This window comes from Mesorhizobium sp. M4A.F.Ca.ET.022.05.2.1, assembly GCF_003998845.1.
Taxonomy (GTDB): Bacteria; Pseudomonadota; Alphaproteobacteria; order Rhizobiales; family Rhizobiaceae; genus Mesorhizobium.
Genome location: NZ_RZOJ01000005.1, coordinates 1 through 24,350, shown reverse-complemented (window position 1 = coordinate 24,350; position 24,350 = coordinate 1). Strand labels below are relative to the sequence as shown.

Below are 24,350 nucleotides of genomic sequence, written 5' to 3'. Positions count from 1 at the left end.
ATGCACATGCTTGGATCTCAAGCACCTCAGGTGCGTCGTGGAGCCGAGGCTTCATAATGCTCGGCCGGTCGCCCTGCGAAGGCCTGGCAATTAACCTGCGGCCTCCGCAAAACATTCGTCATAGAGTTCGCTGGCGTTTCCCGCATCACCGAACGAGGTCCAGCCGCCGTCCACGTAGAGGATCGAGCCGTTGATGTATGAGGCGTCAGACGAAGCAAGGAAGAACGATGCATCTGCGACGTCTTCTGGCCGTCCCATCCTGCCCATGGGGATGCGTCGTCCGATTGCTGTCAGGTCGATGCGGCCGGCTTTGGCCAACTGAGCAAGTGCGGGCGTGCGGATGTGGCCAGGAGCGACGGTGGCTGTCCGAATTCCGACCGGCCCGAGTTCGGCCGCCATGCAACGGGTCAGCATATCCATCCCCGCCTTGGAGGCGCCGTAGGCATGGCGCGGCGCGAACGGCAGAAAGCTGTCGATCGACCCGAGATTGAGGATCACGCCGCCCGGGCGCATAGCCTTGATCGCTTCGCGCGCGCAGGTGAAGGCGCCGGTAAGGTTGACATCCAGGACGTGTTCGAGCTGTTTCGACAGTTGCTCGATCGCAGGCACAATCCTGTCGGCGGTATCAGCACTATTGACCAGAACATCGATATACCCGAAGCGTCCCCTCAGTTCTTCGAACATCGACACCACATCGCTCTCGACGGCCACGTCCAGCGATTTCGCCAGATGCTTGCCGGGGAGCGATGTAGCCAGCTCTGCCGCTGCAGTGCCATCTTTATCAGCAATCACGACGGTGTCGCCGTTCGCGGCAAAGCGGCGAGCGACGGCCGCGCCAATGCTTTTTGCGCCACCGGTGACGAGCACGATTCGCGCATCTGTGCATTCGGCCGGACAGGAGAGCTCGGCTTGGAGCGCACCATCCACCGGCGGGTGAGCATCCCCCGGCTGGTTGCATGACATCCAGCCTCCGTCGACTGCCAGCACCGAGCCGGTGATGTAGCGCGCCTGCGTGCTGCTCAGAAAACGCACGACCCTGGCGATCTCGTCGGGGCGAGCCAAGCGCCCCATCGGCACGCGGCGGCGTATCGCCGCGAGGTCCATTTTGCCAGCGCGTGCCAGTTCTGTGACCATTGGGGTGCGGACGGAGCCCGGCGCCACCGCCGTGACGCGGATTCCTCGCATAGCCCACTCGCATGCAAGGGACTTTGTCAACGAGATCACGCCAGCTTTCGAGGCTGCGTAGGCGTTGCGCCTGGGATTGCCGACCACGCCCGCCATCGAAGCCACATTGACGATCGCACCGCCCGGCTTCATGCGCCGCGCCGCTTCCCGGGCCATAACGAATGGCCCAATAAGGTTCACTGTCACGCCGCGTCGGAAGGTATCGACAGCGGTGTCGATGATCCTATCCATCGTGGGTCCAACCGCCGCATTGTTGATGAGGACATCGATTTGCGCGAACCGTGCTTCGACCTGGCCGAAAAGTGAGAGCATGTCCTTCTCTCGCGACACATCGCACTCCAGACCGACGTGCGGCGACCCGAGATCCCGAGCCAGTTCAACCACACCACTGCCCGGAAGGTCCACCGCAACTACAGTGTCTCCGTCCGCGGCAAGGATATCGACCAGGGCACGGCCGATCCCGCCCGCAGCGCCTGTGATGATTACGGTGCGTGCTGCCAGTTTCACGAGAGCTTCTCCACGATGACCGCTTGTGATCTCAGCCCATCAACCTTGGGCGGAATGAAGGGCCGAGCCAAATCGTTGCAGTGACCGCCAGTTGCGGCCCCACACAGATGTCGTTCCCGTAGGGCGCTCATCCTCCATTTCTACCCACTTATGCAGCTCCCAGTTGGGGACCCTCGACGCCATCTTGGTCGGTGGGGATGTGACCCTTGAGCAACTGGTAGATGGGATCGTCTGGATGTTGTGCTCCAATCGGCTGTCGCCGGCCGAACCTATCTGCCTCAAGAATCGCTGGCGGGATTTGCTCCTCAACCCAATCGTAGACGACTGTCCGTTCCGCAATTCGCCACTCGTCCTGCCTCTTCTGAAACAGATCGCAGTAACGGCCGCAAAGCAGCGTCTGACGTATTTCTTGGTCTGTATCCGGTCCGCGTTGCAGCGCGGTGAAATAGCTCTCGACCGCGGCCTCTGCTGAACTGATGAAGTCGATCAGGCTGTTCGTGATTTGATGGATGTTACGGTGCCCCGGCAGACCGAGAGCAAATTGGATGAAGTCCTCTGCCGGTCCGCAATAGGGACCGTGCCTGTCATACGCTTCGGGCCAGTATGCGCTACGCAGCGCCGCCTCATCGGCGCGGTCTATCCCGCGGCAGTACCGATACAGGCAGTTGCGGATCGCCTCTCGGTCACGCAGTTCGGTAATTTTCGCGTGGTCGACAGGGTCTGTCGCGAATTGTATGATTGTTTTATCCTTCCCGATGCCAGTCTGCACTTTGCGTGTGTCTCTCTCTACAACTGAGTTAGCGGGGGGCTCGTCAACTTCCAGAGCTTGTTCGGGGCAGGCTCGTACCCCTTTTGAGGCAAGCAGTTGCTCCCCATCGGCAACATCAATATCACCGGGCAAGATGTAGCCGGCGTCATCAAGCTTGAAGACTCTCGGCGCCCGCGCCCAGCAGCGCGCATGACCCTGGCATCTGGCTTTATGTACGACGACACGCATAGCGAACTCCAATGTCGTTGGCTGAAACTTCAGGACCAGTCCAGGATCAGATTCTCGATCCCGAACACATGGCCGCCGAAGGTGATAGGTTCAGTCCCTGTCTTGATCCGAAAGGCTGGGATGCGCGCCAGCCACTCCTCCAGGCCAATGACAATCTCCCGCCGGGCAAGGTGTGAGCCAAGACAACGATGGGGACCATAGCCAAAGGCAGCGTGCCGGTTGTCCTCGCGCGCCAGATCGATCTCATTCGGGCATTCGAATTCCGCCGGGTCACGATTGGCAATCATCGTGGCACAGGAAACATAGTCTCCCTTGCGGATCGGCGCGCCTTTGAAGTCGACATCCTTCGTTGCCACTCGGATCATCTGAATGGTCGAATAGGCGCGCAGCAATTCTTCCGCAGCGACGGCAATCCGGTCCGGTTCGCTTCGTAGCAATTCCTGATCTTTGGGGTTGCGCGCGAGATGGGCCAAGTCGAAGCATATGGCTGCTGAGACCGTGTCGAGTCCCGCGACGAACACAAGCACGCCGATGCCACGGACTTCTTCGTCACTGAGCAGACGACCCTCGACCTTTGCCTTCACGATGAAGGTCATGAAATCATCGACCGGCTCCTTGCGGCGCTCGGTGGCAAGTTCGTCGATGAAGGCCACGATCGTCCGGGCTGCGGGTGGTCGTTGCTCCTTATCGCCGTGGAGCAGATCTCTAGCCCAGCCGACAAATGTTTCTAGTCCGTTGTCCGAAAGCCCAATAAAGCGAAGGAAGATATTGACCGCGAACGGAACTGCAAAATCCTTCATGATGTCGCAGCTCGTGCCTGATGCGGCGATCCTGTCGATCAGCTTGATCGCTCGTTCCCGGACAGCCGGCTCCAATGCCATTACCCGCTTTGGCGAAAGCAGCGGATTGAGCAGTGAGCGAAAAACACCGTGGAATGGCGGATCGAGCTCAAGCGGGATCATCGGCCAGCTCTCGCCGAGCACAGAGGCGAAGATGCTGCGATGGCTGGAAAACGTTTCGGTGTCCTGCAGCACCCGGCGCTGGTCGCTCGCGCGAGTGATGACCCAGGTACCCCGACCGTCGCGCGTGTTGCTGGTTGAATAAAAGATCGGAGGCCCGGCATGAACGCAAGCAACCGCTGCATGCGGATCCCCGTTAGCGGTCGGCAACATGCCGGGCGACGTAAACAGGCTGAAGTCCCTCACCATTTCGGGCGGGACATGATCTGGAACCGGCCGCGATTTAACCGCGCCAGAATCGAGAGACCGTTCATGAGATGCTGTCGGCATTTGCATGCAATCGTTGGTGCAAGCTCCGTGCCGAATTCGTCTTTCGATAATCCTTGCCGTTTGCTGGGCAACAGGTGGCGCCTGCGCTGACTTGCTGGTCGGGATTGCAACATTCTTGTCCAGCGTCGGACACAGAATGTAGAAAGCTAGACACCGACTTGGAGCAACTCAACTGGTGGGATCGCTAGCTGTGGAGCCTCAACAGGTTGTCCTCGGTTAGAGCGAGGCGACTGATAGGTGTTTTGGACTTTAGGCTCCCGTGGGGACGGTGCCAATTGTATCTGTGCAGCCAGACCGGCAACTCTGCGGCGCGGTGATCTGAAGTCGGATAAGCGATGGCATAAGCCCATTCGCGCAGTGCTGTCTGGATGAAGCGCTCGGCCTTGCCATTGGTCTTGGGTGTATAGGGTCTTGTCCTGACGTGCTTGAGGCCGAGATCGCGGCAGGCCTTGGCGAAGGCCTTTGATCTGTAGCAGGAGCCGTTGTCGGTCATGACGCGGGCTATCGTGACGCCGAGGCTGGCGTAGTAGGCCACCGCCGCCTTGAGGAAGGCGATGGCGCTTTCTTTTTTCTCGTCGGGCAGGATCTGCGAGAAGGCGATGCGGGAGGCGTCGTCGATGCAGACATGGACGAACTCCCAACTGCTGCCGCGCGAGCTGGCATTGCCGGTGCGCTTGCCGGTAATGCGATGACCGATGCGCTCGAAACGACCGAGCTTCTTGATATCGATATGGATCATCTCGCCAGGATGCTCGCGCTCGTAGCGTCGGATCGGCTCGGCCGGTTCGATATCCCGCAACCGCGACAGTCCGGCACGCTTGAGAACCCGGCTAACGGTGGCGGGCGAGACGCCGACCTCATGGGCGATGTGCTTGCCGGTCCAACGTTGCCGCCGCAGCGCCATGATGCGCTCGGCGATCAACGCAGCGGTGGCCTGCGGCATATTGGCGGGCCGCGAGGAACGGTCGATCATGCCGGCCCGCCCTTCGGACTTGTAGCGCTCGACCCAGCGCGCCACGATCTTGGCCGACACGCCGTAGACACGCGCCGCATGGGCTTTGGAGAAAGCGCCTTCTATCACCGACAGCGCCATCTCCTCTCGACGCAGCGGTGTGAGACGGGCATTCTTATGGATGTTCATTCGGATCCTCCGATGGATGCTGAAGCGTGGTAACTCCAGTCTCCTCGGTCCGGTCCGAATGGACAACCTCCCGAAAGCTCACAGCTAGCCGATCATGTGCCCGGGGAGCATCCAGTTCGAAAGCTTGCTCTAAGCGGCTTGGTGACTTGGCCGAGGTCACCCAGGTGGAAATGACCAACACTTGGGGTAAGCCTAGTGGCGCTCCCCTCGATGATGTCTGGCGGGGTGGTTAGCCGCCTCCGTGGGACAAGATCAGTCTACACGAATGGGCTATAGCCTCTCCTCGCCTGCCTCACTGGCCGTCCTTCAGAGCCGGCCACACGAGCTTTTGTCTTTCAGCAGGGCGTTTTTCTCGCCAGCTACAGAGCCACACCGACGCCATTAATGAGCGTCCAGTCGACGGGTTGGATGGCCCTGTCCATCTTGCCCAGCACCTTGGCTTAGCATTTGCCGGTGCGGCGGAAGCCTTCAAGACGCAGTTCTTGACCTTCTCCAGATCAGCCTCGGATGGATATCGGCAAGGGTTCAGCTCGTCCTTTTGAACTTGCGCATCTTCGTGTTGGCCAACCCCAGGCCGCCCGACATATTTGCGGTCTATCCGGCACCTCAACTTCGAACAACCTTGCGGCAAGCTCTTGGGATAGCCCACGCTCGTGCCTCCACCACCCGCTCAGCAGAGCCAGATTTGTCGTTGATGGCACGGAACTTGCGGAGTCATTCGCAGATGCGTCACGGACCGAGAGTGTCGTCCCATGAATTCGATCACCAAAAAGGCCGCCCGACGTTGCTGGGACCGCCTGCAATTACCTTATCCCAGAATTGGGAGCAACGGCTTCAAAAGGGATAACTCATCACCTCAATTTTGTCGATCGCGCGGCCATCGAACCGCAGCCATCGATCAGACTTCCGCCTCGTTGCACTCATTGCGACCGCCTTGGTGCTTGCGACAACCGCTCAATTCTGGCTGCCAGGATAACCACATATGGCGACGGAACTTCCTGCTTCAAAGCAATATAGAGATCGTCGATCATCCCCCCATCAAGGCCTCGATCGAGGACACCGCGTTCGGCTTGCTTGGTTCGCAGTGAACAGACCGCACTTCGACGAATGCGATCGATGCGACCGCGCCGAGAACTCTCCCGCATTGTCGACGGTTGGGTCCGTCGGCCCTCCGATGAGGCCTCGGATGCGTCGGGCGCCGAGGCCTCGACTGATGCCGACTGGCCGCCGCCGGAAGGTCTCGCGGCTTTGATCCCCGGCGATGTAGCCACCCCTGCTGCAACAGCTCCTAGCCGGAGAACTCATTCATGACCGAATCGGCGACAGATTTAGTGGACGCGGCTTTGTTCGACCGAGATCGGCTTGACCCAGAAAGTCCCTATCAACGTTCTGGCCCTGCATGGGGTGCCATCATTTCGCTTTCCTTCGGCACCTTCGGGCTTGTGACGGCAGAGTTTCTGCCCGCCAGCGTTCTGACACCGCTCGCGCATGATCTCCGTATCACCACGGGCACGGCTGGACAGGCGCTAACAGCGACCGCAATCGTCGCGGCGATCTCGGCACCGATAATCGCCATCGTGACAAAGCGTCTGGACCGCAGGGTCGTCATCTGGGCGATGACGCTCCTGCTGATCCTGTCGAACGTTCTGGCAGAGGTTGCGGGGTCGCTGCCGGTTTTGCTGGCGGCACGCGTCGTCCTTGGCATATCGCTTGGTGGTTTTTGGTCTATTTCGGCAGCGTTGGCGATGCGGCTGGTTCCAAGTCACCTCATGCCGCGCGCCATGTCGATCATCCTCACCGGCGTTTCTGTCGCCTCCGTCTGCGCGGCTCCAATCGGCGCTTATGTCGGTGACATTTGGGGATGGCGAGCCTCGTTCAAGGTCGCCGCAATCGTGAGTGCCGTTGCGCTGCTCGTGCAACTCGTAACCATTCCGCCACTGCCTCCGATCGAAGTGCGCAGATTCCGCAGTCCGCTGGATGTCGCGAAGAATCCGGCGATGAAGGTTGCGGTGCTAGTCGTGCTATTGGTCGCTTCCGGCCATTTTGCCAGCTTCGCCTACATCCGCGCCTTTCTCGAGAGCGTTCCTGCGCTCGAAAAGAAGTCAATCCCGCTCGTGTTCCTTGCTTTTGGCACGGCCGGCGTCTTCGGCAATTTAGCCGGCGCATTCCTCACCAAACACAGTCTCAAGGCGGTCGCGGCCCTGCCGCCCCTGCTCATTGCCGTAGCCGCTGTCTCGCTCCTGACTATGGGAGCATCGGCCTTGACCTCGGCAATTGCAGTTGCCGTATGGGGCTTTGCTTTTGGCGCGGTCCCGGTCGGATTGCAGACATGGATGGTGCTACGCGCCGCTCCGAAACAGGCCGAGAGCGCTGGTGTACTGATGGTCATAACCTTCCAAGTGGCCATCGCAGCCGGCACAACTTTCGGTGGCCTATTGGTGGATCACACGGGTATTGCCAGTGTCTTTGTCTACAGCGCGGTTGCCACGTTCCTCGCTGTCTTGACAGTATTTTTGCTCGGCCCGAACCGCAAAACCTGACCGCCTGGTGGGGAGTGACGGTCGGCGGCGTTCACGCTATTGCCACCTCTGAGCTCGGCCCAAAGGCCGCGGCTTCGTCGTAACCATGCGGTCGATGGGGCAGCGCCAAATTGCTTCCTGCTCATCGCGTTGCGATAATACAGCGCGCTTATTGCGTCATCGTGTCCCCGGTCTCGGCTTCAATGCCCGGCTACTGGCTGCGGAGGCAGATGGGCGCCGGCGTCCCACCGACGACGATCGGTCTTTTCTCATGTAGCTGTCGGGGAAACGAGGCAGGTTTTCCGCCAGAACCCGCCAGTCGTCGCGCTCGCGTTCGCCTTCCTTGCGCGCACCGAACAACTGGATGATGATCTTGCCGTCGGACCCATATGCTTCGAGCGAGGTGACGTGACTGTCATTGGTCGGCTTGCGCACGGCCCAAACCTCACGGATTTGGTGGGTCCTGAGATGCAGCCGGAACGTTTCGTCCAGCACATGGATGCACGGCCCGATCTGCTTGACCGACTTGATTAAGCCGGAATGGGTCTGGATAGAACCTCGGTTGCCGACGAAGCACATGATCGGCAATTCGTCTTCGGCCGCACGCTGGAGCACGGCGCCAACTGCGGCATTGTCGAGCAGCCAAGCGTAATCCTGGCCGACCATGCGCAAAGCCTGGCAGCGGCTGAGCTTGAGCGTCTTTAGAAGGTTGACGTCAGTCAGCCGGCTCCAGTGCTCGCGTAGGTCGTCCACCGTGCCGGCCCAGTCCGCAGTCCTCGCGCCCAGGTCGGCTACTCTCGCCTTAAGCGACATGGTCGGCTCCTGGTTGGCGGATACGAGCTCGGCCACCAGCTTTCGATAGGCATGAAGGTTGGAGACCGGCCTGAGATGCACCTTATGCACTGCTGCGCCGGTGGCGTCGAAGAATTGCAAACTGCGCTGGATTCCGCCGCGATGGCGCCTTTCAACAGCGAAACCATACCTCCAAGCTTGCGGGAAGACGCGAAGGTCGAATTCGTCACCAAGGACCATGGCGTGATTGTTGCCGGTTATCACTCTGTTGAAGACGCCAATCTTTTCGTGCACGGCACCTTGATTGCGGGTCAGCGCCGTCACTTCGCCCACGAATTCGAGGCCCGTCAGAACGTGATTGACGCGCGGGTCGATGCGTGCCGCGCCGAAACCGCAATGGGCCGCGACCAGTTCCGCTTCCGAAATGGCCAATTGGGCTGCGAAATCACGCGCGGGAATGTTCGGACAGACTTCCCACGCACGCCGGATTTCGTTGGGCGACCGCTTCTTGCGCTGATCCATGTTTTTACCCCTGCCCCGTTCTTCTTTTGACGATCGATCGAAAAACGGGCCTCAGGGGTGTGCACGGCGGACGCGATCGATCGTCAGGCACATGCCAGTCGAATCCTGTCTCCGGGCGGTCAGCGGCCAATCGCCGGTAGAGAGCGATTGTTGGGTGGTCGGCGCCAATCGGCCGATCGAGCATTCGGGTACCACCGGCGGTGCTGCTTTCCCACTCAAGGCGGGTCTGATGGATCATATTGCTCTCCTTCGTTCTTCGATTGCGAGGGCAACCCAAAGGTGAATCGGCCGGCAATTTTGCCGCCGCAACGAAGGCTTCACAAAAATCGTGCCAGTTGCTCCGCGGCAAGCTCTGAACATCTTTGGCTCTGTTCATTGCTTTACGCGTGAGTGCATCGCGAACTCAGGCGCCCTTCCTGTGACGCGGACGCGACAAATCCGACAGTAAGTGTCGGTTGTCGGACGTCTCCCCAGCAATCGAGCATAAGAGACGTCGGGATGTCCTACGGTTTTTGACACGTCTTCCCTTTGGCACGGTCCATGCGAGATGATCCGCGAAAACGTCGGACCGAGGAGAAATCGAGCCATGATTACGCTCACCGACAACGCTGTTGCCGCCATCAAGGCCGCTCTTTACCGCGCCAGCGAGCCGGCGGAAGGATTTCGCATCATGGTCCATGCCGGCGGCTGCGCCGGCTTCCAATACTCAATGGGCCTGGAGAGCGTCTCACGTGAGGGCGATGCGATCATCGAGCGAGATGGGCTCAAGGTGTTCATGGATAGAGGCTCCCAACCCCATGCAGCCGGCATGACCGTGGACTTCGTCACTGGGCTCGAAACATCCGGCTTTGTTTTCGATAACCCCAATGCGCGTGAGACGTGCGGCTGCGGCAAGTCCTGCAAATGATTGCGAGGGAACAGGCTATGTTCGACTATAGCGACGCCAAGGAATACTGCGTCGAACCGGCACCGCCGGCGCTCTGGAACCGGCCGACACGCACTGTCGGCCCGGAACAATTGCGTTCGGTGATGCGCCAAATCGCGATCATCGATCGTTGCCGTGGGCAAGCAAACAAAATTGCCCGAAACAGCTGAATTCCCGGCAGATGCCGCCACCAAAGGGCAATGTCGACAGCGACCGGTCAGCCAAGCCATCGCTCGCCCGGCCGCCCACCTTACCAGATACGATATGCGCCAGAGGTTCAATGGCCCGCCTACCCTTGAATCATTTCAGCAGTTGAAGGATCACTCCCATGAACCCTGTCTATCTCGACAACAACGCAACGACGCGGGTTGATCCTGCAGTCGTTGGAGCGATGTTGCCTTTCTTTACGGAGCAATTTGGCAATCATTCGTCCATGCACGCCTATGGCGCATCGGTTGCTGAAGCCGTGAGAAAGGCGAGGCAACAGTTGCAAGCCCTCATCGGCGCGGGATTCGAGGACGAGATCATCTTCACCTCGGGCGGGACTGAAAGCGACAGTACAGCCATCCTTTCGGCGCTGGAGGTGATGCCCGACCGAACGGAAATAGTGACTTCCGCGGTTGAACATCCGGCCGTTCTGAAGTTGTGCGCGCACCTTGAAAAGACGCGCGGCGTCAAGGTGCACATTATCCCAGTCGATCACCACGGCCGGCTCGACCTGGACGCCTACAGAACCGCTCTCACTCCACAAGTGGCAATCGTCTCGATAATGTGGGCGAACAATGAGACCGGTACGATCTTTCCCGTGGTTAAGCTTGCCGATCTAGCCAGGGAAGTCGGCGCGCTTTTCCACACTGATGCAGTGCAGGCGGTCGGAAGGCTTCCGATTGAGCTGAAATCGACCGCGATCGACATGCTGTCGCTCTCCGCCCACAAGCTGCATGGTCCAAAGGGGATAGGCGCGCTTTATGTAAGACGTGGCGTGCGCTTCTCCTCCATGATCAAGGGTGGGCACCAAGAGCGCGACCGGCGTGCAGGCACTGAAAACACACCCGGCATAGTCGGACTGGGCATGGCGGCCGAACTCGCCTTGAAATTCATGGACGAGACAAAACGAATAAAATGGTTGCGCGACCGCCTTGAGAACGGGATCATCCAGCGCATCCCAAACACATCCATCAACGGCGATCCGCAAGAGCGATTGCCAAACACTGCAAACATTGGATTCGAAGGTATCGAAGGCGATGCAATTCCAATTGTCCTGAGCCGGCTGGGAATCGCCTGTTCCGCCGGGTCCGCCTGTGCCTCTGGCTCACTGGAACCGAGCCATGTTCTGATCGCTATGAACGCGGCATGTGGGGCAGTCCGCTTCTCCTTGTCGCGTGACAACGGCGAAGATGACGTAGACCGCGTGCTTGAGGTCCTGCCTGCGATCACCGAGAAGCTACGGGCCGTTCCCAGTGCTGGACTGTGCGGGCGAGGTGCAGAACAGCTTCATTCCGGCCCGGGTCCGAGCGGCACAATAGCCGACGAGCCGTGAGGTCTTCCTCAACGTGACGACCCTGCGCAATGGAGAGCAGTCAAACTCGGGGTCGCCTTCACCACTTCAGAAAAGCTTGAGATCGCCAAGTCTCTTGCCCAGCCGCCGTGCCAGAGGTCGGCACGCCGTCAGCAATGTCACCAATGCATCGACACCACAATTACGCGCCGGGAGAATACAATGAACTGCTCCGCTGATAGCCGCCCGATCGATCGCACCGATATCCTAGCGCGACTGAAGGGCCTGTCGGCCGCGGAGGACTTCTTCGCCTGCCTTGGCGTCTCCTACGACCCGAAAGTGATGAATGTCTCGCGGCTCCATATCATGAAGCGCGTGGGCCAATACCTTGCCGAAGAAGATTTCTCCGGTCTGCCTAACCAGGTAATCGCCGCGCGGGTGCGCGCCAAGCTGGAACGCGCCTACGAAGATTTCGCGACTTCCTCGCCGCTCACGCAACGTGTGTTCAAGGTGCTAAGGGACCACGATCCAAACATATGTCCCGCACCTGGCCGCGCCTTCGTCCCGCTCGACTCTGCACTGAAGCGGTTCGGAAAGTAATGAGCCCGACACGGCTGCGACGCGACAATGTCGAGAAGTCGACAAATCCAGTCCTCATGACGCCTCCTCGGAAGCAAACGAAGCCACCTTCTGGAATAGAGGCAGGAAGACGACTTGGCATGAACGATGCAGGCAATGAGGCGAACCGCCAAGCACGAATCCGGACTGGGAGCTTAGAGAAACCGCCAATGCATATCGTAATCTGCATCAAGCAGGTGCCGGATTCGGCACAGATCCGCGTGCACCCGGTGACGAACACGATCATGCGTCAGGGTGTTCCGACCATCATCAATCCTTACGACCTGTTCGCCCTCGAAGAAGCGCTCAAACTGCGCGACGTTCATGGTGGCGAGGTTACTGTGCTCACAATGGGTCCGCCCATGGCGGAGGACTCGCTGCGAAAGGCGCTCGGTTACGGTGCTGACCGAGCAGTTCTCTTGACGGACCGCTATTTTGCCGGATCCGATACGCTGGCGACTTCCTTTGCTCTTTCGCAAGCAATCGCAAAAATTGGGGAGACTTTCGGCAGGCCGGACATCGTCTTCACCGGCAAGCAGACGATTGACGGCGATACCGCCCAGGTCGGACCGGGCATAGCCAAGCGCCTAGATTTATCGCAACTTACCTATGTCGCGAAGATTGCCTCCATCGATCTCGATACGCGAGAGATCGAAGTCGCGCGTCGCGCCGAAGGCGGCACCCAGTTGCTGAAGAGCAGACTCCCTTGCCTCATTACCATGCTGGAAGACACCAACGAAATCCGCCGGGGCTCGCTCCAGCAGGCTCTGTGCGCGGCGCGCAGGCAAGTCGTGAAGTGGACTGCAGCCGACGCCGGCATTGACGATCTCACCCGGTGCGGTCTGCGTGGCTCGCCTACAGTCGTCAAGCGTGTTTTCGCCCCCACCGCACGGGCAGAAAGGGCGGCGCAGATCGACACCGCGGAAAGGGGCTTGCAGGACATAGCCGATGAACTCATCGCCGATATCTTAACCCGCCGGCCGGCGCTGGAACATGAGCTGGCCTTCAACAGCGGCACGTGACGGCCAGGAGCAGAAAATGTCGACCGCAAGCCAAACCACCCCTCGCATTGCCCCCGGCCGTGCCGGTGTAAAGAAAGAACTTCCCGACCATTTCAAAGACTACCGGCACGTGTGGGTCTTCCTCGAGCTCGAACGCGGCAATGTGCATCCTGTATCATTCGAACTGCTGGGCGAAGGCCGCAAATTGGCCGACAAGCTTGAAGTCCAGCTCGCGGGCGTCGTGCTGGGACCGCCGGGCGAGATGGTCGAGGACGCTGTTGCCGAGGCCTTCGCTTACGGGGCGGATCTTGTCTACATCGTCGATGCGCCGCCGCTCGCCGACTACCGGAACGAGCCGTTCGCCAAGGCGCTCACGGATCTGGTCAATACCCATAAACCCGAAATCCTCCTTCTCGGCGCGACCACACTGGGCAGGGATCTTGCAGGCTCGGTAGCGACGACCCTGCAGACGGGGCTCACGGCCGACTGCACCGAACTTGATGTAGATTCCGACGGTTCACTCGCCGCGACCCGTCCGACTTTTGGTGGCTCATTGTTGTGTACGATCTATACACTAAATTACCGGCCGCAAATGGCGACGGTGCGACCAAGGGTCATGCCTATGCCGCAACGGGTGGATAAGCCGGTCGGGCGTGTCATGCGGCACAAGCTGTCGCTCGTTGAGGACGATATCGTCACCAAAGTCCTCGGCTTCCTACCGGATAACCAGTCGGCAATGGCAAATCTTGCCTATGCGGATGTCGTGGTTGCGGGAGGCCTCGGTCTCGGAGCGGCGGAGAACCTTCAGCTTGTGAAGAATCTTGCCCGAGCGATCGGCGCCGAGCATGGCTGTTCGCGCCCCTTGGTCCAGAAGGGCTGGATGCCGGCTGATCGACAGATTGGACAAACTGGCAAGACCATTCGACCGAAGCTTTACATCGCGGCCGGAATTTCCGGCGCCATCCAGCACCGAGTTGGGGTCGAGGGGGCCGATCTCATCGTCGCGATCAACACCGATCCGAACGCGCCGATTTTCGAGTTCGCCCACCTCGGGATCGTCACGGATGCAATCCGCTTCCTGCCCGCACTGACGGAAGCCTTCACCCGGCGGCTGTCGCCGCACAGTCGAGACAAGCTTGCGAGTTGAGGGAGAGGACATGATTGAACAATTCGATGCCATAGTGGTCGGAGCCGGCATGTCTGGAAACGCAGCTGCTTACACTTTGGCAAGCCAGGGGCTGAAGGTACTGCAGTTGGAGCGCGGGGAATATCCGGGCTCTAAGAACGTCCAGGGTGCCATAATGTACGCGAACATGCTGGAGAAGATCATCCCGGACTTCCGGGATGATGCGCCCCTCGAGCGGCACCTGGTCGAACAGCGACTTTGGGTGTTGGACGACACGTCTCACACCGGAATTCATTACCGGTCGGACGACTTCAATGAGGCGAAACCCAACCGCTACACGATCATTCGCGCCCAGTTCGACAAATGGTTTTCCCGCAAGGTGCGCGAGGCTGGCGCGACGGTCCTGTGTGAGACGACCGCGACGGAACTCGTCCGTGATGGCAATGGCAAGGTGATCGGCGTCCGCACAGACCGGGCTGGCGGAGTGGTCTTCGCGAATGTGGTCGTTCTCGCAGAAGGGGTGTCGGGATTGCTTGGCACTCGCGCAGGCCTGCGCGAGATGCCGAAGCCGGAGACCGTGGCGCTTGCCGTCAAGGAAATGCATTTCTTGCCCGAAGAGGTCATTGGCCAGCGGTTCGGGGTCAAGGGCGATGAAGGCTGCGTAATCGAGGCCGTGGGCACGATCTCTCGCAGCATGGCCGGGCTCGGCTTCCTTTACACCAACAAGGAGTCGATATCACTCGGCATCGGCTGCCTGGTCTCGGATTTCGCCGCGACGATGGAGAGCCCGTCCGCCCTCCTGGATGCGATGAAAAACCATCCTTCGATCCGGCCGCTGATCGCTGGCTCGGAGGTGAAAGAATATGCCGCCCATCTTATCCCCGAAGGTGGTTACAAGGCCATTCCGCAGCTCTTCGGCGACGGTTGGGTCATCGTCGGCGACGCAGCGCAACTGAACAATGCCATTCACCGTGAGGGTTCGAACCTTGCCATGACCTCGGGTCGTGTCGCGGCTGAGGCGATCATCAAAGTCAAAAGCCGCAACGGTCCTATGACCAAAGCGAACCTTGCGCTCTACAAGACGATGCTGGATGACTCCTTTGTGATCAAGGATCTTAAGAAATACAAGGACATGCCAGCCTTGCTCCACACCAATTCCAGCAACTTTTTTGACAGCTATCCGCGGCTGATGTCGCATGCCGCTCAGAACTTCATGCGTGTCGACGGCACGCCGAAGATCGAGAAGGAAAAGAACACCACGGCCGCCTTCATCAACGCGCGCTCGCGCTGGGGGTTGGTCAGCGACGCGGTCCGCCTGGCATTGGCATGGCGCTGAAGAGGGTACAAGATGACGATCGCAGTGACGAAGGTTCGTGTCGAGGACAAACTTTACCAGAACCGCTATCTGGTCGATTCCGGCCGCCCCCATATTATAGTGCGACCGCACGACAAGCCAAGCGCGAACTTGCTTGCGTTGACCTACGTCTGTCCGGCGAAATGCTATGAGTTGAATGACAAGGGTCAAGTCGAGATCACCGCCGACGGCTGCATGGAATGCGGCACCTGCCGGATATTGTGCGAGAAAGGCGGCGACATCGAGTGGAACTATCCGCGCGGCGGCTTTGGTGTCCTGTTCAAGTTCGGATGATCAGCCGGGACCGTGCCAAGAGCATGCCGGCAGCGAGCAACTGCGGCACACCATGAGCCTCTCCATCCACTTGCAAAGAGCTAGTGAATATTGGCCTTTCGCAATTCAAATTTCCTTGACTCGTTAGCGGTGTCCTCAGGCCACGGCGCTGCCCTGTGCGCCGGACTTACCACCGGTCACGTGGTCGAGCCCCTTTGGGACAACGCCCGGCCATCGTGCCGGATGGCAGCCACAACGGCCGGTGAGCAAGTGGAACGGCACAACCCATGGCAAAGACGTATGTGCTAGTGCATGGTGCCTGGCATGGCGGATGGTGTTGGCGGGACGTGGCTGCCAATCTTCGCAAGATGGGATGCCACGTGACCACGCCGACCAGGTGTCGGCGAACGCGCACGTTTGCTGTGCAAGGACATCACGCCCGACACATTCGTGACCGACATCGTCAACCACATTGTGACGGAAGAGCTGAGCGATGTGATCCTTGTCGGTCACAGTCTAGGCGGCATCAGCATCACCGGCGCCGCCGACCGGATACCCGACCATATCAGCCATCTCGTTTATCTCGACAGCGCCATCGTCGAGAGCGGTCAAAGTGTATTCAGCACCATGCCCCCCGACATCGTCGCGGCCCGTCGAAAATTGGTTGCGGAGGAAGGACGGGGTATCTTCATGCCGACTCCGCCGCCAACAGCATTCGGCATTCCCGAGGGACACTCGCTCACGGACTGGGTGCGGCGCCGGATAACACCGCATCCGGCAGGCACCTACGAAAGCGGACTTAAGCTCGAGCACCCGCTCGGCAACGGCAGACCCCGAACCTATGTCGTCTGCACTAATCCACTCCACCCGCCGATGGCGGGAGCGCGAGAATGGGTCGCGAAGCAGGATGGCTGGGCGTGGCAGGAACTCGCCACTGGCCACGACGCAATGATCCTCGCGCCGACGGAAGTTGCTCTCCTTCTTAGCGCAGTCGGCTGAGGAACCAAGTAGGGTGAGCGGCGGCCGATTCTCAGGCCGTGGCCTTGAGCTCTGGTGCACGGATAGGCCCAACGGGTCGTTCCGGTGGCGCCACCGAAACCACTAGGCGGGAGTGGCCTGTCCTGCCGACGTCGCAAGCTTGCGAGCGTTCCGCCGCGGCCGCAGCCCGTAGCGCCGGGCAACCTCCGAGATCACCGCGTCGGCTCCAGGGTCTCGGAATGACTCCGTGCCTTGTCGTCCATCGACCAATGCCGCCGACCAACAGCGCCGTTGATCACCCTCGAAAACGCCGAGGCTGCCGCTCAGGGTCAATCGTAAGTTCAAGTTCAGACACAAGCCGATCTCCGATCCACCTCAGAATCGGCAGGCCCACAGATCGCGGGTCCTCCTGGAAGGACACAGCGCTTACCCTTGAAATATGGAGAACCATGGCTTTGCGCCGTCGGCAGTTGAGCTGATCTCGCAATGCTATTTCCCCGGCAACGTCCGAGCCGGAGAACTGCGTGCTTGGCGTTCTCCTCTGGAAGGAACCAATCTTTCGGAACGTGGCAATGTCATCGACGAGCTCTCACGGGCCAGCACGATGCCGGTTCGGCGCATCGGCGCCCCCTGAACACGAGATAGCCACTTGCGATTCTAACGATACGGCCGGACGGGGGCTGAGACCGCGGCGGACGGAGCGTGACGGCTGATCGACACAATGGAGAAGGCCGGCTGGGTTCAGGCTAATGCGGCTCGAATTCTCGGCCTCAAGCTGCGACAAGTCGGCTAGGCGATACGCCGGCATAGTATCGAGGTGAAGGAAATTCTAAGAGCCTGATGAGCCAATCGTCAGGCCAGTGGTCTTGCGCGCCCTGTGCGCGACAAGGAGTGCTTCGTGCTTCTGAACGGATTTGGACTTGCACTGTCGCAAGCAGGACAAAATTGTGTCGCGCCGGCCTGACACAATGCGATATCGACCCGAATAGTGAACTGAAGCCGCTTTTTTCAGTTGGTATGGCTCTTGCACCTTGAACCGCGACGTTACCAGCAACGGAGCCGTTTGATGTCCTCACCGACAGTTTCGATTGAGGGGCCGACTAGCACGACATCCGAGGGTTTTCTGGCAGCCGCGAAATCCGGTGGCTGCGCATCGTCCTCCTACGGCTCGTCGCCGACCAGCCCGGGCGAAGGGGATCCGGCTATTTGGGAAAGGATCAAGGATCACCCCTGCTTTTCGGAGGAAGCGCATCATTATTTCGCGCGTATGCATGTGGCGGTCGCGCCGGCTTGCAATGTCCAGTGCAACTATTGCAATCGCAAATACGATTGCGCCAACGAGAGCCGGCCTGGTGTTGTGTCTGAGAAGTTGACGCCCGACCAAGCGCTACGCAAGGTCATCGCCGTTGCCAACAAAGTTCCGCAGCTTTCGGTTCTTGGCATCGCTGGGCCGGGGGATGCCTGTTACGATTGGGAGAAAACGAAGGCAACGCTCGACCGCGTCATCAGGGAAATCCCCGACATAAAGCTGTGCGTCTCCACTAATGGGCTCGTGCTGCCGGACCATGTCGCCGAGCTTGCCGAAATGAATGTTGATCACGTGACGGTCACCATCAACATGGTCGACCCGGAAGTCGGCGCGAAGATCTATCCATGGATCTTTTATGAAAATCGCCGCTACTTCGGCATCGAAGCCGCTCGAATCTTGCACGCGCGGCAGATGCTGGGCCTGGAGATGCTGAGCGCGCGCGGCATCCTCACCAAAATCAACTCGGTGATGATTCCTGGAGTGAACGACCAGCACCTGTTTGAGGTGAACAAAATGGTCAGGGAGCGGGGCGCGTTTCTGCACAACGTGATGCCTCTGATTTCGGACCCGGCGCACGGTACCCACTACGGACTCATCGGGCAGCGCGGCCCAACGGCAATGGAGATGATGGCTCTTCAGGATCGACTTGAAGGTGGCGCCAAGTTGATGCGCCACTGCCGGCAGTGCCGGGCAGATGCTGTCGGCCTGCTCGGTGAAGATCGTGGCCAGGAATTCACGCTGGACGGGATTCCCGACGATGTCGCCTACGATGCTGGCAAGCGTCAGGCCTATCGGCAGGTGGTCGCACACGAGCGCCGTGATCATGAGGCGGCGAGGAGCGAGGCCATCGGTATGGTCAAGGCAACAGACTCCGAAAAGTCGCTTCTGGTTGCGGTGGCCACTAAGGGAGGTGGACGGGTCAACGAACACTTCGGCCACGCGAAGGAATTCCAGGTTTATGAAGTCTCGCCTAGAGGGATCAGCTTGGTCGGGCATCGGAAGGTCGAGCGGTATTGCCTCGGAGGCGGGGGCGAAGACGCCATCCTCGAGGGCGTCATCGCAGCGCTCGAAGGCATACACATAGTGCTATGCGCCAAGATCGGAAATCGCCCGAAGGAACAACTCTCGCGAGCTGGACTGCGCGTAACCGACGCCTATGGCCATGACTACATCGAGACCGCAGTCAGCGCACTTTACGCGGCAGAGTTTGGGATCAGACCACTAGCGGCGACGGCCTGAGCCGTCTCGTCCGATAACCAGGAGTTAGAATGGCTTTAAAGATCATCGCATCCCAATGTACCCAATGCGGGGCCTGCGAGTTCGAATGTCCTTCGGAAGCGATCAAGTTCAAGGGCGACGCCTATGTGATCGATCCAAACAAGTGCACCGAATGCAAGGAGGCCTTCGATACGCAGCAATGCGTGTCGGTCTGTCCGGTACCGAAAACCTGCGTTCCCGCTTGATTCCTACCGAAACGGTCGGGTTCGCCGCACGACGACGCCTGCAACCCGCGACCACAACAAAAGCCTCGAGAAAGGAATGGACAGCATGTGGTCCAGACGCGAACAGGAGGTCGAAATCGGCAGACCGCCACGGTTCATGCAGGGTGAGCGGGTCCGTGCGATACGCCACATAAAAAACGACGGCACCTATCCCGGCAAGGAGATCGGCGAAAACCTCGTGCGGAAGGGCGACGAAGGCTACGTGCGCGACATTGGAACCTTTCTCCAGCAATTCTTCATCTATGCGGTCGAATGGATCGATCGTGGCACGGTCGTCGGCATGCGAGCGCGCGAACTCATTAGCCTCGACAAAGTCGAGGTTCCCTGCGGAGCTGAAGGCATTTCCAACGGGGGAACAGCCGGATGAAAGTAATGATTCGCAGGACCGCTACTGGCTTGTCGGCTTATGTCCCCAAGAAGGATCTCGAAGAGCCGATCACCGAGATTGAGAACGCTGACTTATGGGGCGGGACCGTGACGCTCAGGAACGGTTGGCGGCTCATGCTGCCCGACCTTCCGCGCGACACGCGTTTGCCGATCACCGTCGAGGCGATGAAGATTTCCGACGGGGCCTGATGCCGGTGGGTTCAGTGGCGGAGAGGAAACGCGTATGAACACGATGCTGAGCTGGGACCATCTCGTCGTCGTCCGGGGCAGTTTTGCCAAAAAACTGATTGACCTGCTGAACGGCGCTCTCAAGGCCGATCGAGTGATCCCCTATCTCGGTCCTGGTCTTCTGCAGCTTAACCCACCGGAATCACCTGTACCTTGCACCCCTGAAGATGTCGCCGCGGCCCTCAACAAGCGGGCGCCTGCCCCTTCCAGGATTCGCACCAATATGTGGTCGGTCGCGCAGTTTATCGAGCAGCGCCGACATCGTCGGACTCTCCAAGCGTGGATGGCGGAGATATTCGCAGCCCCCGCCGAGCCGACCGTTCTTCACGCCTGGCTCGCAACCCTTCAACTGTCTGTCATCATCGACAGCTGGTACGATGGCGCCATGCGAGCAGCCCTTGCAGAGGCCGGCCAAACAGACGTTGTCGAGATACAAGGAACGACGCGCGCGACCGGAATCGGTAACATCTGGACGAGAACTTACGATTTGTCAGGAACAGAACTCGAGGCCGAACAAGTGGCTAGGACGGTGCTCTATGCGCCGCACGGCAGCGTCAGGCCGGCGGCAAACTTCCTCGTGGCTGATTCCGATTACGTCGAAGTCCTAACCGAAATTGATATCCAGACGCCGATCCCGGACGCGGTGAAGCAACGGCGCGTCAACCGGGGTTTTTTCTTCGTGGGCTGCCGCTTCAACGATCAGATGCTGCGCACATATGCCAGACAGCTGATGAAGCGCTCCACTGGCCCACATTTTGCGGTGATCGATTCGGCTACGCTGACCAGAAACGAACGTCGTTTCCTTGCCGAAGGCGCAATCACGGTCATCGACATGCCGATCCGCAACGCCGCGGCTCGCCTCGTCGGGGTCGATGCTAGCCAGGATTAATGGCCGGCGATTGCTGGTGAGTCGCTGCTTGCCTCCAAGGGCGAAAACTCAGTTGGGAATACATTCGTGAGTAGTAATGCTAGTGGCAGCACAACGTAGGCTCTGAATTCGTTGGGCGATGTGAAAGGGTCCGCTGCTGCGGGACGTGAGCACGTTGCGGCGGCATTACGCACATGATCTTGTGACCCCCGTGGCAAAAGAACTGAAGCGCCCGAGTCGCGACAACATATGCAGCGCTCAATGGCTTCGACAAAAATTCGGCACAGTTTCGACAGTTCGCATGCACCTCCAGGGTCAACGAGGTTGATTATGCCTGTTTATGTGGGTCGGCCACGCGAGCAGGAATTCCCACTACCTTTGCCCCGGCGGGAACATCTCGTGTGACCACGCAGCCAGCGCCTACCACTGCATTATCACCAATCGTGACGCCAGGCAGAATGATTGCTCCACCGCCGATCCAGACACGGCTGCCAATGTGAACAGGACGCCCGACCTGCAGGCCGGCCTGCCGCTGCTCGGCATCATGTGGATGATCGGCGGTATAAATCTGCACAGCAGGCCCAATTGCCGTTCCTTGCCCGATTTTGACCTCTACCACGTCAAGAATAACGCAGTTGAAGTTGATGTAGGCATTGGCTCCAATGCGGATATTGAATCCGTAGTCGCAAAAAAAGGGCGGACGGATGACCGTTCCGCGCCCAACCTCTCCCAGCCGCTCGGACAAAAGCTCATGCCAATGCCCCGTGGTCTGCCCCAGCGTATCATTGTACCGCTTGAGCCAAGCCCCGGTGGCCAACAGGTCAGCTTGGATCTCCGGATCCGCCGCATTGTAAAACTCGCCTGCGAGCATCTTTTCTTTTTGGCTACGCATCATAGTCTCCCGTCAGGTCGTGTCCCGTACAGTGATGCAGGAACGCACATCAAACTGCCTCGGCAACTTTGTAACTCGGTCTTGCCGGGCGCGCGGTCGGTCACGAGCCGGGGCGACAGTTTCGTCTCGACCAACTTCCGCGAATTTGGATATCGCAGATCAACCGGTCGCAGGGGCCAATACCTGACGAGGTCGGCAACTGTCCAGCGGTCGAACTCACTTTCATGCCCATCTCAGATTGCGTGATATCGAGCGGTAAGCCATCAGCTAATGTATCGACCAGGTCCCGCCAGCGGAGATCTGCGCGTCGCCTCTACGCATGCTGGCGTGTCACCAATAATACATCGATTATTTCTGGATCCAGGCACGTCGAATTGATTTGCCTTGCGGTGTAGAGCGAAGTTACTAGCCATAGGATTACTCCTTTTTAGTTTGTCAGTCGCAGAGCCCCAGTATGACTACGTGGTAGAAAGCACACGGCCGGAATCTTGGCAGCGCTGTTCACACCCACTTCGTAAGCCTGGCCGATGGGCTCGCCAGAGCACCAATGCTTGACCTGCTCCAGCTCTTGCTCGGCGGGTTGTTTCAGAGACGCTTGATCTCGATACCGCGTTTTCTCAGCACGTAGCCGATCTGGCGCGGGGTCAAACCGAGCAGGCGCGCCGCCTTTGCCTGCACCCAGCCACACTTTTCCATGGCAGCAATGACCGTATCGGCATCGGGCACCCTACCACGACTCGTGGCAGGGCCTATCGGCGCTTGCCCGTCGCCGACGGGCGGGGCGGCACAGGCGGCGGAAGGCTGGATCGTAGTCGACTTCTCTGACGTCGGCGGTCCGTTCTTCCACAGCGCCGCGGCCAAGCACTGATCCGCGTAACAGGCAAAGTCAGTTCTGAGGATTGATGGACCCGTCGCCAGAACTGCCGTCCGTTGAACGCAGTTTTCGAGCTCTCGGATGTTGCCTGGAAATTCGCAGTTCATTAGCACCTCAATCGCTTCGGGAGCGAAGGTCAGCGTGTGATCATTCTCAGTATTGAAATTCTTGAGAAACTGAGCGGCCAAGAGCGGAATATCACCTCGCCTTTCGCGCAATGCCGGCACGCGTAAAGTGACGACGTTGATGCGATAATAGAGGTCTTGCCGGAACTCCTTGCGTTGAACTGCCGTTTCCAAGTCCCTGTTCGTTGCGGCAATCACGCGAACATCAACTTTAATGGTGTGGTTGCTGCCGACGCGCTCAAACTCCTGCTCCTGCAGGACACGCAGCAGCTTAGCCTGGAACGAACCTGATATTTCGCCAATCTCGTCCAGAAACAATGTGCCTTTGTCGGCAGCCTCAAAGCGCCCCTTGCGCAAACTGCTCGCGTCGGTGAAGGCACCCTTCTCATGACCGAACAAGTCAGATTCCAGAAGCGTCTCGGTGAGCGCCGCGCAATTGACCTTGATGAAGGGCTGCTTGGCGCGAGGCGAGAGCTCGTGAATGGCTTTGGCAACCAGCTCCTTACCGGTTCCGGATTCACCTCGCAACAGGACCGTAGTCTTCGCCTTGGCCACCTTGACAAGGTGCTCACGCAGCTTGCGCAGCGCCTGACTATCGCCAAGCATCTCCTTGCTGATCTTTTTACGTTCCATTTGGCAGCCCATCCCACTCCGCCACCCGCCGGTAGAACTGCACTGGACGGTGAGCTGTGTTGTATTTCGTCATCATCATTCTCGATCTCACCTTTGTTGCTTCGAAATTTTCGGCGCGCGGACGCCCTCGGCAAATGGCAATGGCGCCTGAGCATCGTTGCCTTTCACCAGGACGAGCGTCTTCCTCCGCGCGGGCGCTCGCAATATGCGGTTTGCGCAGGCCTTTACTCGACCGGTCGCTGTTCTGTCCGGCTTCTGCCGCACCGCAGCCTGCAAACTCATCCTTGACAAGAAAGGAGGGGAGTCAACCGAGCTCTCCTTGCATTTATGCAAGGAAAATTGTCAGTTTGATAGAATTCTATCAAAACGGCAGAAACGCCCCGCCCCAGTTTGGCTGTACCTGCGGCGTTCAGCGTACGTGACGACATGTGCGGACTTGTCCCAATTGCCATCCGAGTTGTGCGGAACAGTAGCTGCTGCGCTGTTCGCTTCAACCGCGTGAGGCCGGAGACAGTAGAGACGGCGGCTCGTCGAGCGAGGTTTCATTGTTCGGCTACTAAACCGGCTGTCCTTTGGTGGGAGTTGGTTTCGCCCAAGTTCTGGGCCTGGGGGCGTCTAGCCCGTTTCGCCGCACAGGCTCCTTCCACATCGTCGAGGCCGAGAAGGAGGGACCCCACAGCTCTCCCTGTATCACAATGCCCCGCCCCTCAAGCAGCTAGATACGACAGGTGACCTCAAATGAGGCGTCTTGCATGGCTTCTACACCTGCCTGAATGCCAGAACTGCGTTCGTACCGCCCATGGCGAA

The 24,350-nt window shown here is 59.3% G+C and carries 22 protein-coding genes and 2 pseudogenes; 16 read left to right on the top strand and 8 right to left on the bottom strand.

The annotated features are described in order from the left end of the window. Positions 1-90: 90 nt before the first annotated feature. From EN745_RS01480 to EN745_RS01465, 5 genes and pseudogenes are all read right to left on the bottom strand, one after another. Entirely contained in the window at positions 91-1,692 is a 1,602-nt protein-coding gene (locus EN745_RS01480) for an SDR family oxidoreductase (RefSeq protein ID WP_127420356.1), read from the bottom strand. A 148-nt stretch (positions 1,693-1,840) separates the two neighbouring features. After that, on the bottom strand, positions 1,841-2,428 hold the full coding sequence (locus tag EN745_RS01475; protein WP_126083656.1) for a nuclear transport factor 2 family protein: 588 nt from the start codon (positions 2,426-2,428) through the stop codon (positions 1,841-1,843). A 138-nt stretch (positions 2,429-2,566) separates the two neighbouring features. After that, positions 2,567-2,689 (bottom strand): annotated as a pseudogene (locus EN745_RS36735) (ferredoxin); the annotation flags it as partial. Between the two features lie 29 nt (positions 2,690-2,718). Continuing rightward, the gene (locus EN745_RS01470) at positions 2,719-3,897 is read right to left on the bottom strand and encodes a cytochrome P450 (protein WP_164759124.1); all 1,179 of its coding nucleotides are present in this window, start codon (positions 3,895-3,897) and stop codon (positions 2,719-2,721) included. Positions 3,898-4,162: 265 nt separating this feature from the next. Beyond that, positions 4,163-5,119 (bottom strand): IS481 family transposase, encoded by a 957-nt coding sequence (locus EN745_RS01465; protein WP_127298250.1) that lies wholly within the window; start codon positions 5,117-5,119, stop codon positions 4,163-4,165. 1,307 nt (positions 5,120-6,426) lie between these two features. Here EN745_RS01465 and EN745_RS01460 point away from each other — a divergent pair. Beyond that, complete coding sequence (locus tag EN745_RS01460) at positions 6,427-7,659, top strand: MFS transporter (RefSeq protein WP_126063819.1); 1,233 nt, start codon at positions 6,427-6,429, stop codon at positions 7,657-7,659. A 156-nt stretch (positions 7,660-7,815) separates the two neighbouring features. Here EN745_RS01460 and EN745_RS01455 read toward each other — a convergent pair whose 3' ends face one another. Further along, positions 7,816-8,952, bottom strand: a complete 1,137-nt coding sequence (locus tag EN745_RS01455) for a ChuX/HutX family heme-like substrate-binding protein (RefSeq protein WP_126063818.1) — start codon at positions 8,950-8,952, stop codon at positions 7,816-7,818. A gap of 586 nt (positions 8,953-9,538) precedes the next feature. On the opposite strand from EN745_RS01455, the gene EN745_RS01450 reads away from it, so the two are divergent. The 15 genes from EN745_RS01450 (at position 9,539) to EN745_RS01385 (ending at position 21,040) form a co-directional block, all read left to right on the top strand. Further along, positions 9,539-9,859 carry an iron-sulfur cluster assembly accessory protein gene (locus tag EN745_RS01450; protein WP_029356570.1) on the top strand — a complete coding sequence of 107 codons (321 nt, stop codon included), beginning with the start codon at positions 9,539-9,541 and terminating at the stop codon, positions 9,857-9,859. 17 nt (positions 9,860-9,876) lie between these two features. Beyond that, entirely contained in the window at positions 9,877-10,047 is a 171-nt protein-coding gene (locus EN745_RS35890) for a hypothetical protein (protein ID WP_165349961.1), read from the top strand. A 158-nt stretch (positions 10,048-10,205) separates the two neighbouring features. Beyond that, the gene (gene nifS, locus EN745_RS01445; RefSeq protein WP_126063817.1) at positions 10,206-11,417 is read left to right on the top strand and encodes a cysteine desulfurase NifS; all 1,212 of its coding nucleotides are present in this window, start codon (positions 10,206-10,208) and stop codon (positions 11,415-11,417) included. 180 nt (positions 11,418-11,597) lie between these two features. Next, complete coding sequence (nifW, locus tag EN745_RS01440; protein ID WP_024505239.1) at positions 11,598-11,975, top strand: nitrogenase stabilizing/protective protein NifW; 378 nt, start codon at positions 11,598-11,600, stop codon at positions 11,973-11,975. A gap of 188 nt (positions 11,976-12,163) precedes the next feature. Beyond that, positions 12,164-13,015: an electron transfer flavoprotein subunit beta/FixA family protein gene (locus EN745_RS01435; RefSeq protein WP_126063816.1), complete on the top strand. Its 852-nt coding sequence runs from the start codon at positions 12,164-12,166 to the stop codon at positions 13,013-13,015. Between the two features lie 16 nt (positions 13,016-13,031). Continuing rightward, the gene (locus EN745_RS01430; RefSeq protein WP_126063815.1) at positions 13,032-14,141 is read left to right on the top strand and encodes an electron transfer flavoprotein subunit alpha/FixB family protein; all 1,110 of its coding nucleotides are present in this window, start codon (positions 13,032-13,034) and stop codon (positions 14,139-14,141) included. A 10-nt stretch (positions 14,142-14,151) separates the two neighbouring features. Beyond that, on the top strand, positions 14,152-15,456 hold the full coding sequence (locus EN745_RS01425; protein WP_126080604.1) for an FAD-binding protein: 1,305 nt from the start codon (positions 14,152-14,154) through the stop codon (positions 15,454-15,456). 12 nt (positions 15,457-15,468) lie between these two features. Further along, positions 15,469-15,768 carry a ferredoxin family protein gene (locus tag EN745_RS01420; RefSeq protein WP_024505235.1) on the top strand — a complete coding sequence of 100 codons (300 nt, stop codon included), beginning with the start codon at positions 15,469-15,471 and terminating at the stop codon, positions 15,766-15,768. A 396-nt stretch (positions 15,769-16,164) separates the two neighbouring features. Beyond that, on the top strand, positions 16,165-16,746 hold the full coding sequence (locus EN745_RS01415; RefSeq protein ID WP_287152319.1) for an alpha/beta fold hydrolase: 582 nt from the start codon (positions 16,165-16,167) through the stop codon (positions 16,744-16,746). A 700-nt stretch (positions 16,747-17,446) separates the two neighbouring features. Further along, positions 17,447-17,518: a helix-turn-helix domain-containing protein gene (locus EN745_RS36495; RefSeq protein WP_245467364.1), complete on the top strand. Its 72-nt coding sequence runs from the start codon at positions 17,447-17,449 to the stop codon at positions 17,516-17,518. Positions 17,519-17,791: 273 nt separating this feature from the next. Then, positions 17,792-19,273 carry a nitrogenase cofactor biosynthesis protein NifB gene (nifB, locus tag EN745_RS01405; RefSeq protein ID WP_024505233.1) on the top strand — a complete coding sequence of 494 codons (1,482 nt, stop codon included), beginning with the start codon at positions 17,792-17,794 and terminating at the stop codon, positions 19,271-19,273. A gap of 29 nt (positions 19,274-19,302) precedes the next feature. After that, the gene (locus EN745_RS01400; RefSeq protein WP_024505232.1) at positions 19,303-19,497 is read left to right on the top strand and encodes a 4Fe-4S binding protein; all 195 of its coding nucleotides are present in this window, start codon (positions 19,303-19,305) and stop codon (positions 19,495-19,497) included. Positions 19,498-19,582: 85 nt separating this feature from the next. Continuing rightward, positions 19,583-19,903 carry a nitrogen fixation protein NifZ gene (locus EN745_RS01395; protein WP_024505231.1) on the top strand — a complete coding sequence of 107 codons (321 nt, stop codon included), beginning with the start codon at positions 19,583-19,585 and terminating at the stop codon, positions 19,901-19,903. Beyond that, positions 19,900-20,112 (top strand): putative nitrogen fixation protein NifT, encoded by a 213-nt coding sequence (gene nifT / locus EN745_RS01390; protein ID WP_024505230.1) that lies wholly within the window; start codon positions 19,900-19,902, stop codon positions 20,110-20,112. The genes EN745_RS01395 and nifT overlap by 4 nt, the downstream gene beginning before the upstream one ends. 34 nt (positions 20,113-20,146) lie before the next feature. Continuing rightward, on the top strand, positions 20,147-21,040 hold the full coding sequence (locus tag EN745_RS01385; RefSeq protein WP_024505229.1) for an SIR2 family protein: 894 nt from the start codon (positions 20,147-20,149) through the stop codon (positions 21,038-21,040). A 307-nt stretch (positions 21,041-21,347) separates the two neighbouring features. Here the strand turns inward: EN745_RS01385 and EN745_RS01380 are convergent, their stop codons facing one another. Continuing rightward, positions 21,348-21,914: a sugar O-acetyltransferase gene (locus tag EN745_RS01380; protein WP_024505228.1), complete on the bottom strand. Its 567-nt coding sequence runs from the start codon at positions 21,912-21,914 to the stop codon at positions 21,348-21,350. A 582-nt stretch (positions 21,915-22,496) separates the two neighbouring features. After that, positions 22,497-23,540, bottom strand: a pseudogene (gene nifA / locus EN745_RS01375) (nif-specific transcriptional activator NifA); the annotation flags it as partial. Positions 23,541-24,350: the final 810 nt, after the last annotated feature.

What these genes read in the sequence shown, in the direction of transcription:
- EN745_RS01465 (WP_127298250.1), bottom strand. Translation starts at nt 5,119, where the DNA reads ATGAACATCCATAAGAATGCCCGTCTCACACCGCTGCGTCGAGAGGAG.
- EN745_RS01460 (WP_126063819.1), top strand. Translation starts at nt 6,427, where the DNA reads ATGACCGAATCGGCGACAGATTTAGTGGACGCGGCTTTGTTCGACCGA.
- EN745_RS01420 (WP_024505235.1), top strand. Translation starts at nt 15,469, where the DNA reads ATGACGATCGCAGTGACGAAGGTTCGTGTCGAGGACAAACTTTACCAG.
- EN745_RS01385 (WP_024505229.1), top strand. Translation starts at nt 20,147, where the DNA reads ATGAACACGATGCTGAGCTGGGACCATCTCGTCGTCGTCCGGGGCAGT.
- nifW (WP_024505239.1), top strand. Translation starts at nt 11,598, where the DNA reads ATGAACTGCTCCGCTGATAGCCGCCCGATCGATCGCACCGATATCCTA.
- EN745_RS01450 (WP_029356570.1), top strand. Translation starts at nt 9,539, where the DNA reads ATGATTACGCTCACCGACAACGCTGTTGCCGCCATCAAGGCCGCTCTT.
- EN745_RS01380 (WP_024505228.1), bottom strand. Translation starts at nt 21,914, where the DNA reads ATGATGCGTAGCCAAAAAGAAAAGATGCTCGCAGGCGAGTTTTACAAT.
- EN745_RS01435 (WP_126063816.1), top strand. Translation starts at nt 12,164, where the DNA reads ATGCATATCGTAATCTGCATCAAGCAGGTGCCGGATTCGGCACAGATC.
- nifT (WP_024505230.1), top strand. Translation starts at nt 19,900, where the DNA reads ATGAAAGTAATGATTCGCAGGACCGCTACTGGCTTGTCGGCTTATGTC.
- EN745_RS35890 (WP_165349961.1), top strand. Translation starts at nt 9,877, where the DNA reads ATGTTCGACTATAGCGACGCCAAGGAATACTGCGTCGAACCGGCACCG.
- EN745_RS01470 (WP_164759124.1), bottom strand. Translation starts at nt 3,897, where the DNA reads ATGGTGAGGGACTTCAGCCTGTTTACGTCGCCCGGCATGTTGCCGACC.
- EN745_RS01425 (WP_126080604.1), top strand. Translation starts at nt 14,152, where the DNA reads ATGATTGAACAATTCGATGCCATAGTGGTCGGAGCCGGCATGTCTGGA.
- nifB (WP_024505233.1), top strand. Translation starts at nt 17,792, where the DNA reads ATGTCCTCACCGACAGTTTCGATTGAGGGGCCGACTAGCACGACATCC.
- EN745_RS01400 (WP_024505232.1), top strand. Translation starts at nt 19,303, where the DNA reads ATGGCTTTAAAGATCATCGCATCCCAATGTACCCAATGCGGGGCCTGC.
- EN745_RS01430 (WP_126063815.1), top strand. Translation starts at nt 13,032, where the DNA reads ATGTCGACCGCAAGCCAAACCACCCCTCGCATTGCCCCCGGCCGTGCC.
- EN745_RS01395 (WP_024505231.1), top strand. Translation starts at nt 19,583, where the DNA reads ATGTGGTCCAGACGCGAACAGGAGGTCGAAATCGGCAGACCGCCACGG.
- nifS (WP_126063817.1), top strand. Translation starts at nt 10,206, where the DNA reads ATGAACCCTGTCTATCTCGACAACAACGCAACGACGCGGGTTGATCCT.
- EN745_RS01455 (WP_126063818.1), bottom strand. Translation starts at nt 8,952, where the DNA reads ATGGATCAGCGCAAGAAGCGGTCGCCCAACGAAATCCGGCGTGCGTGG.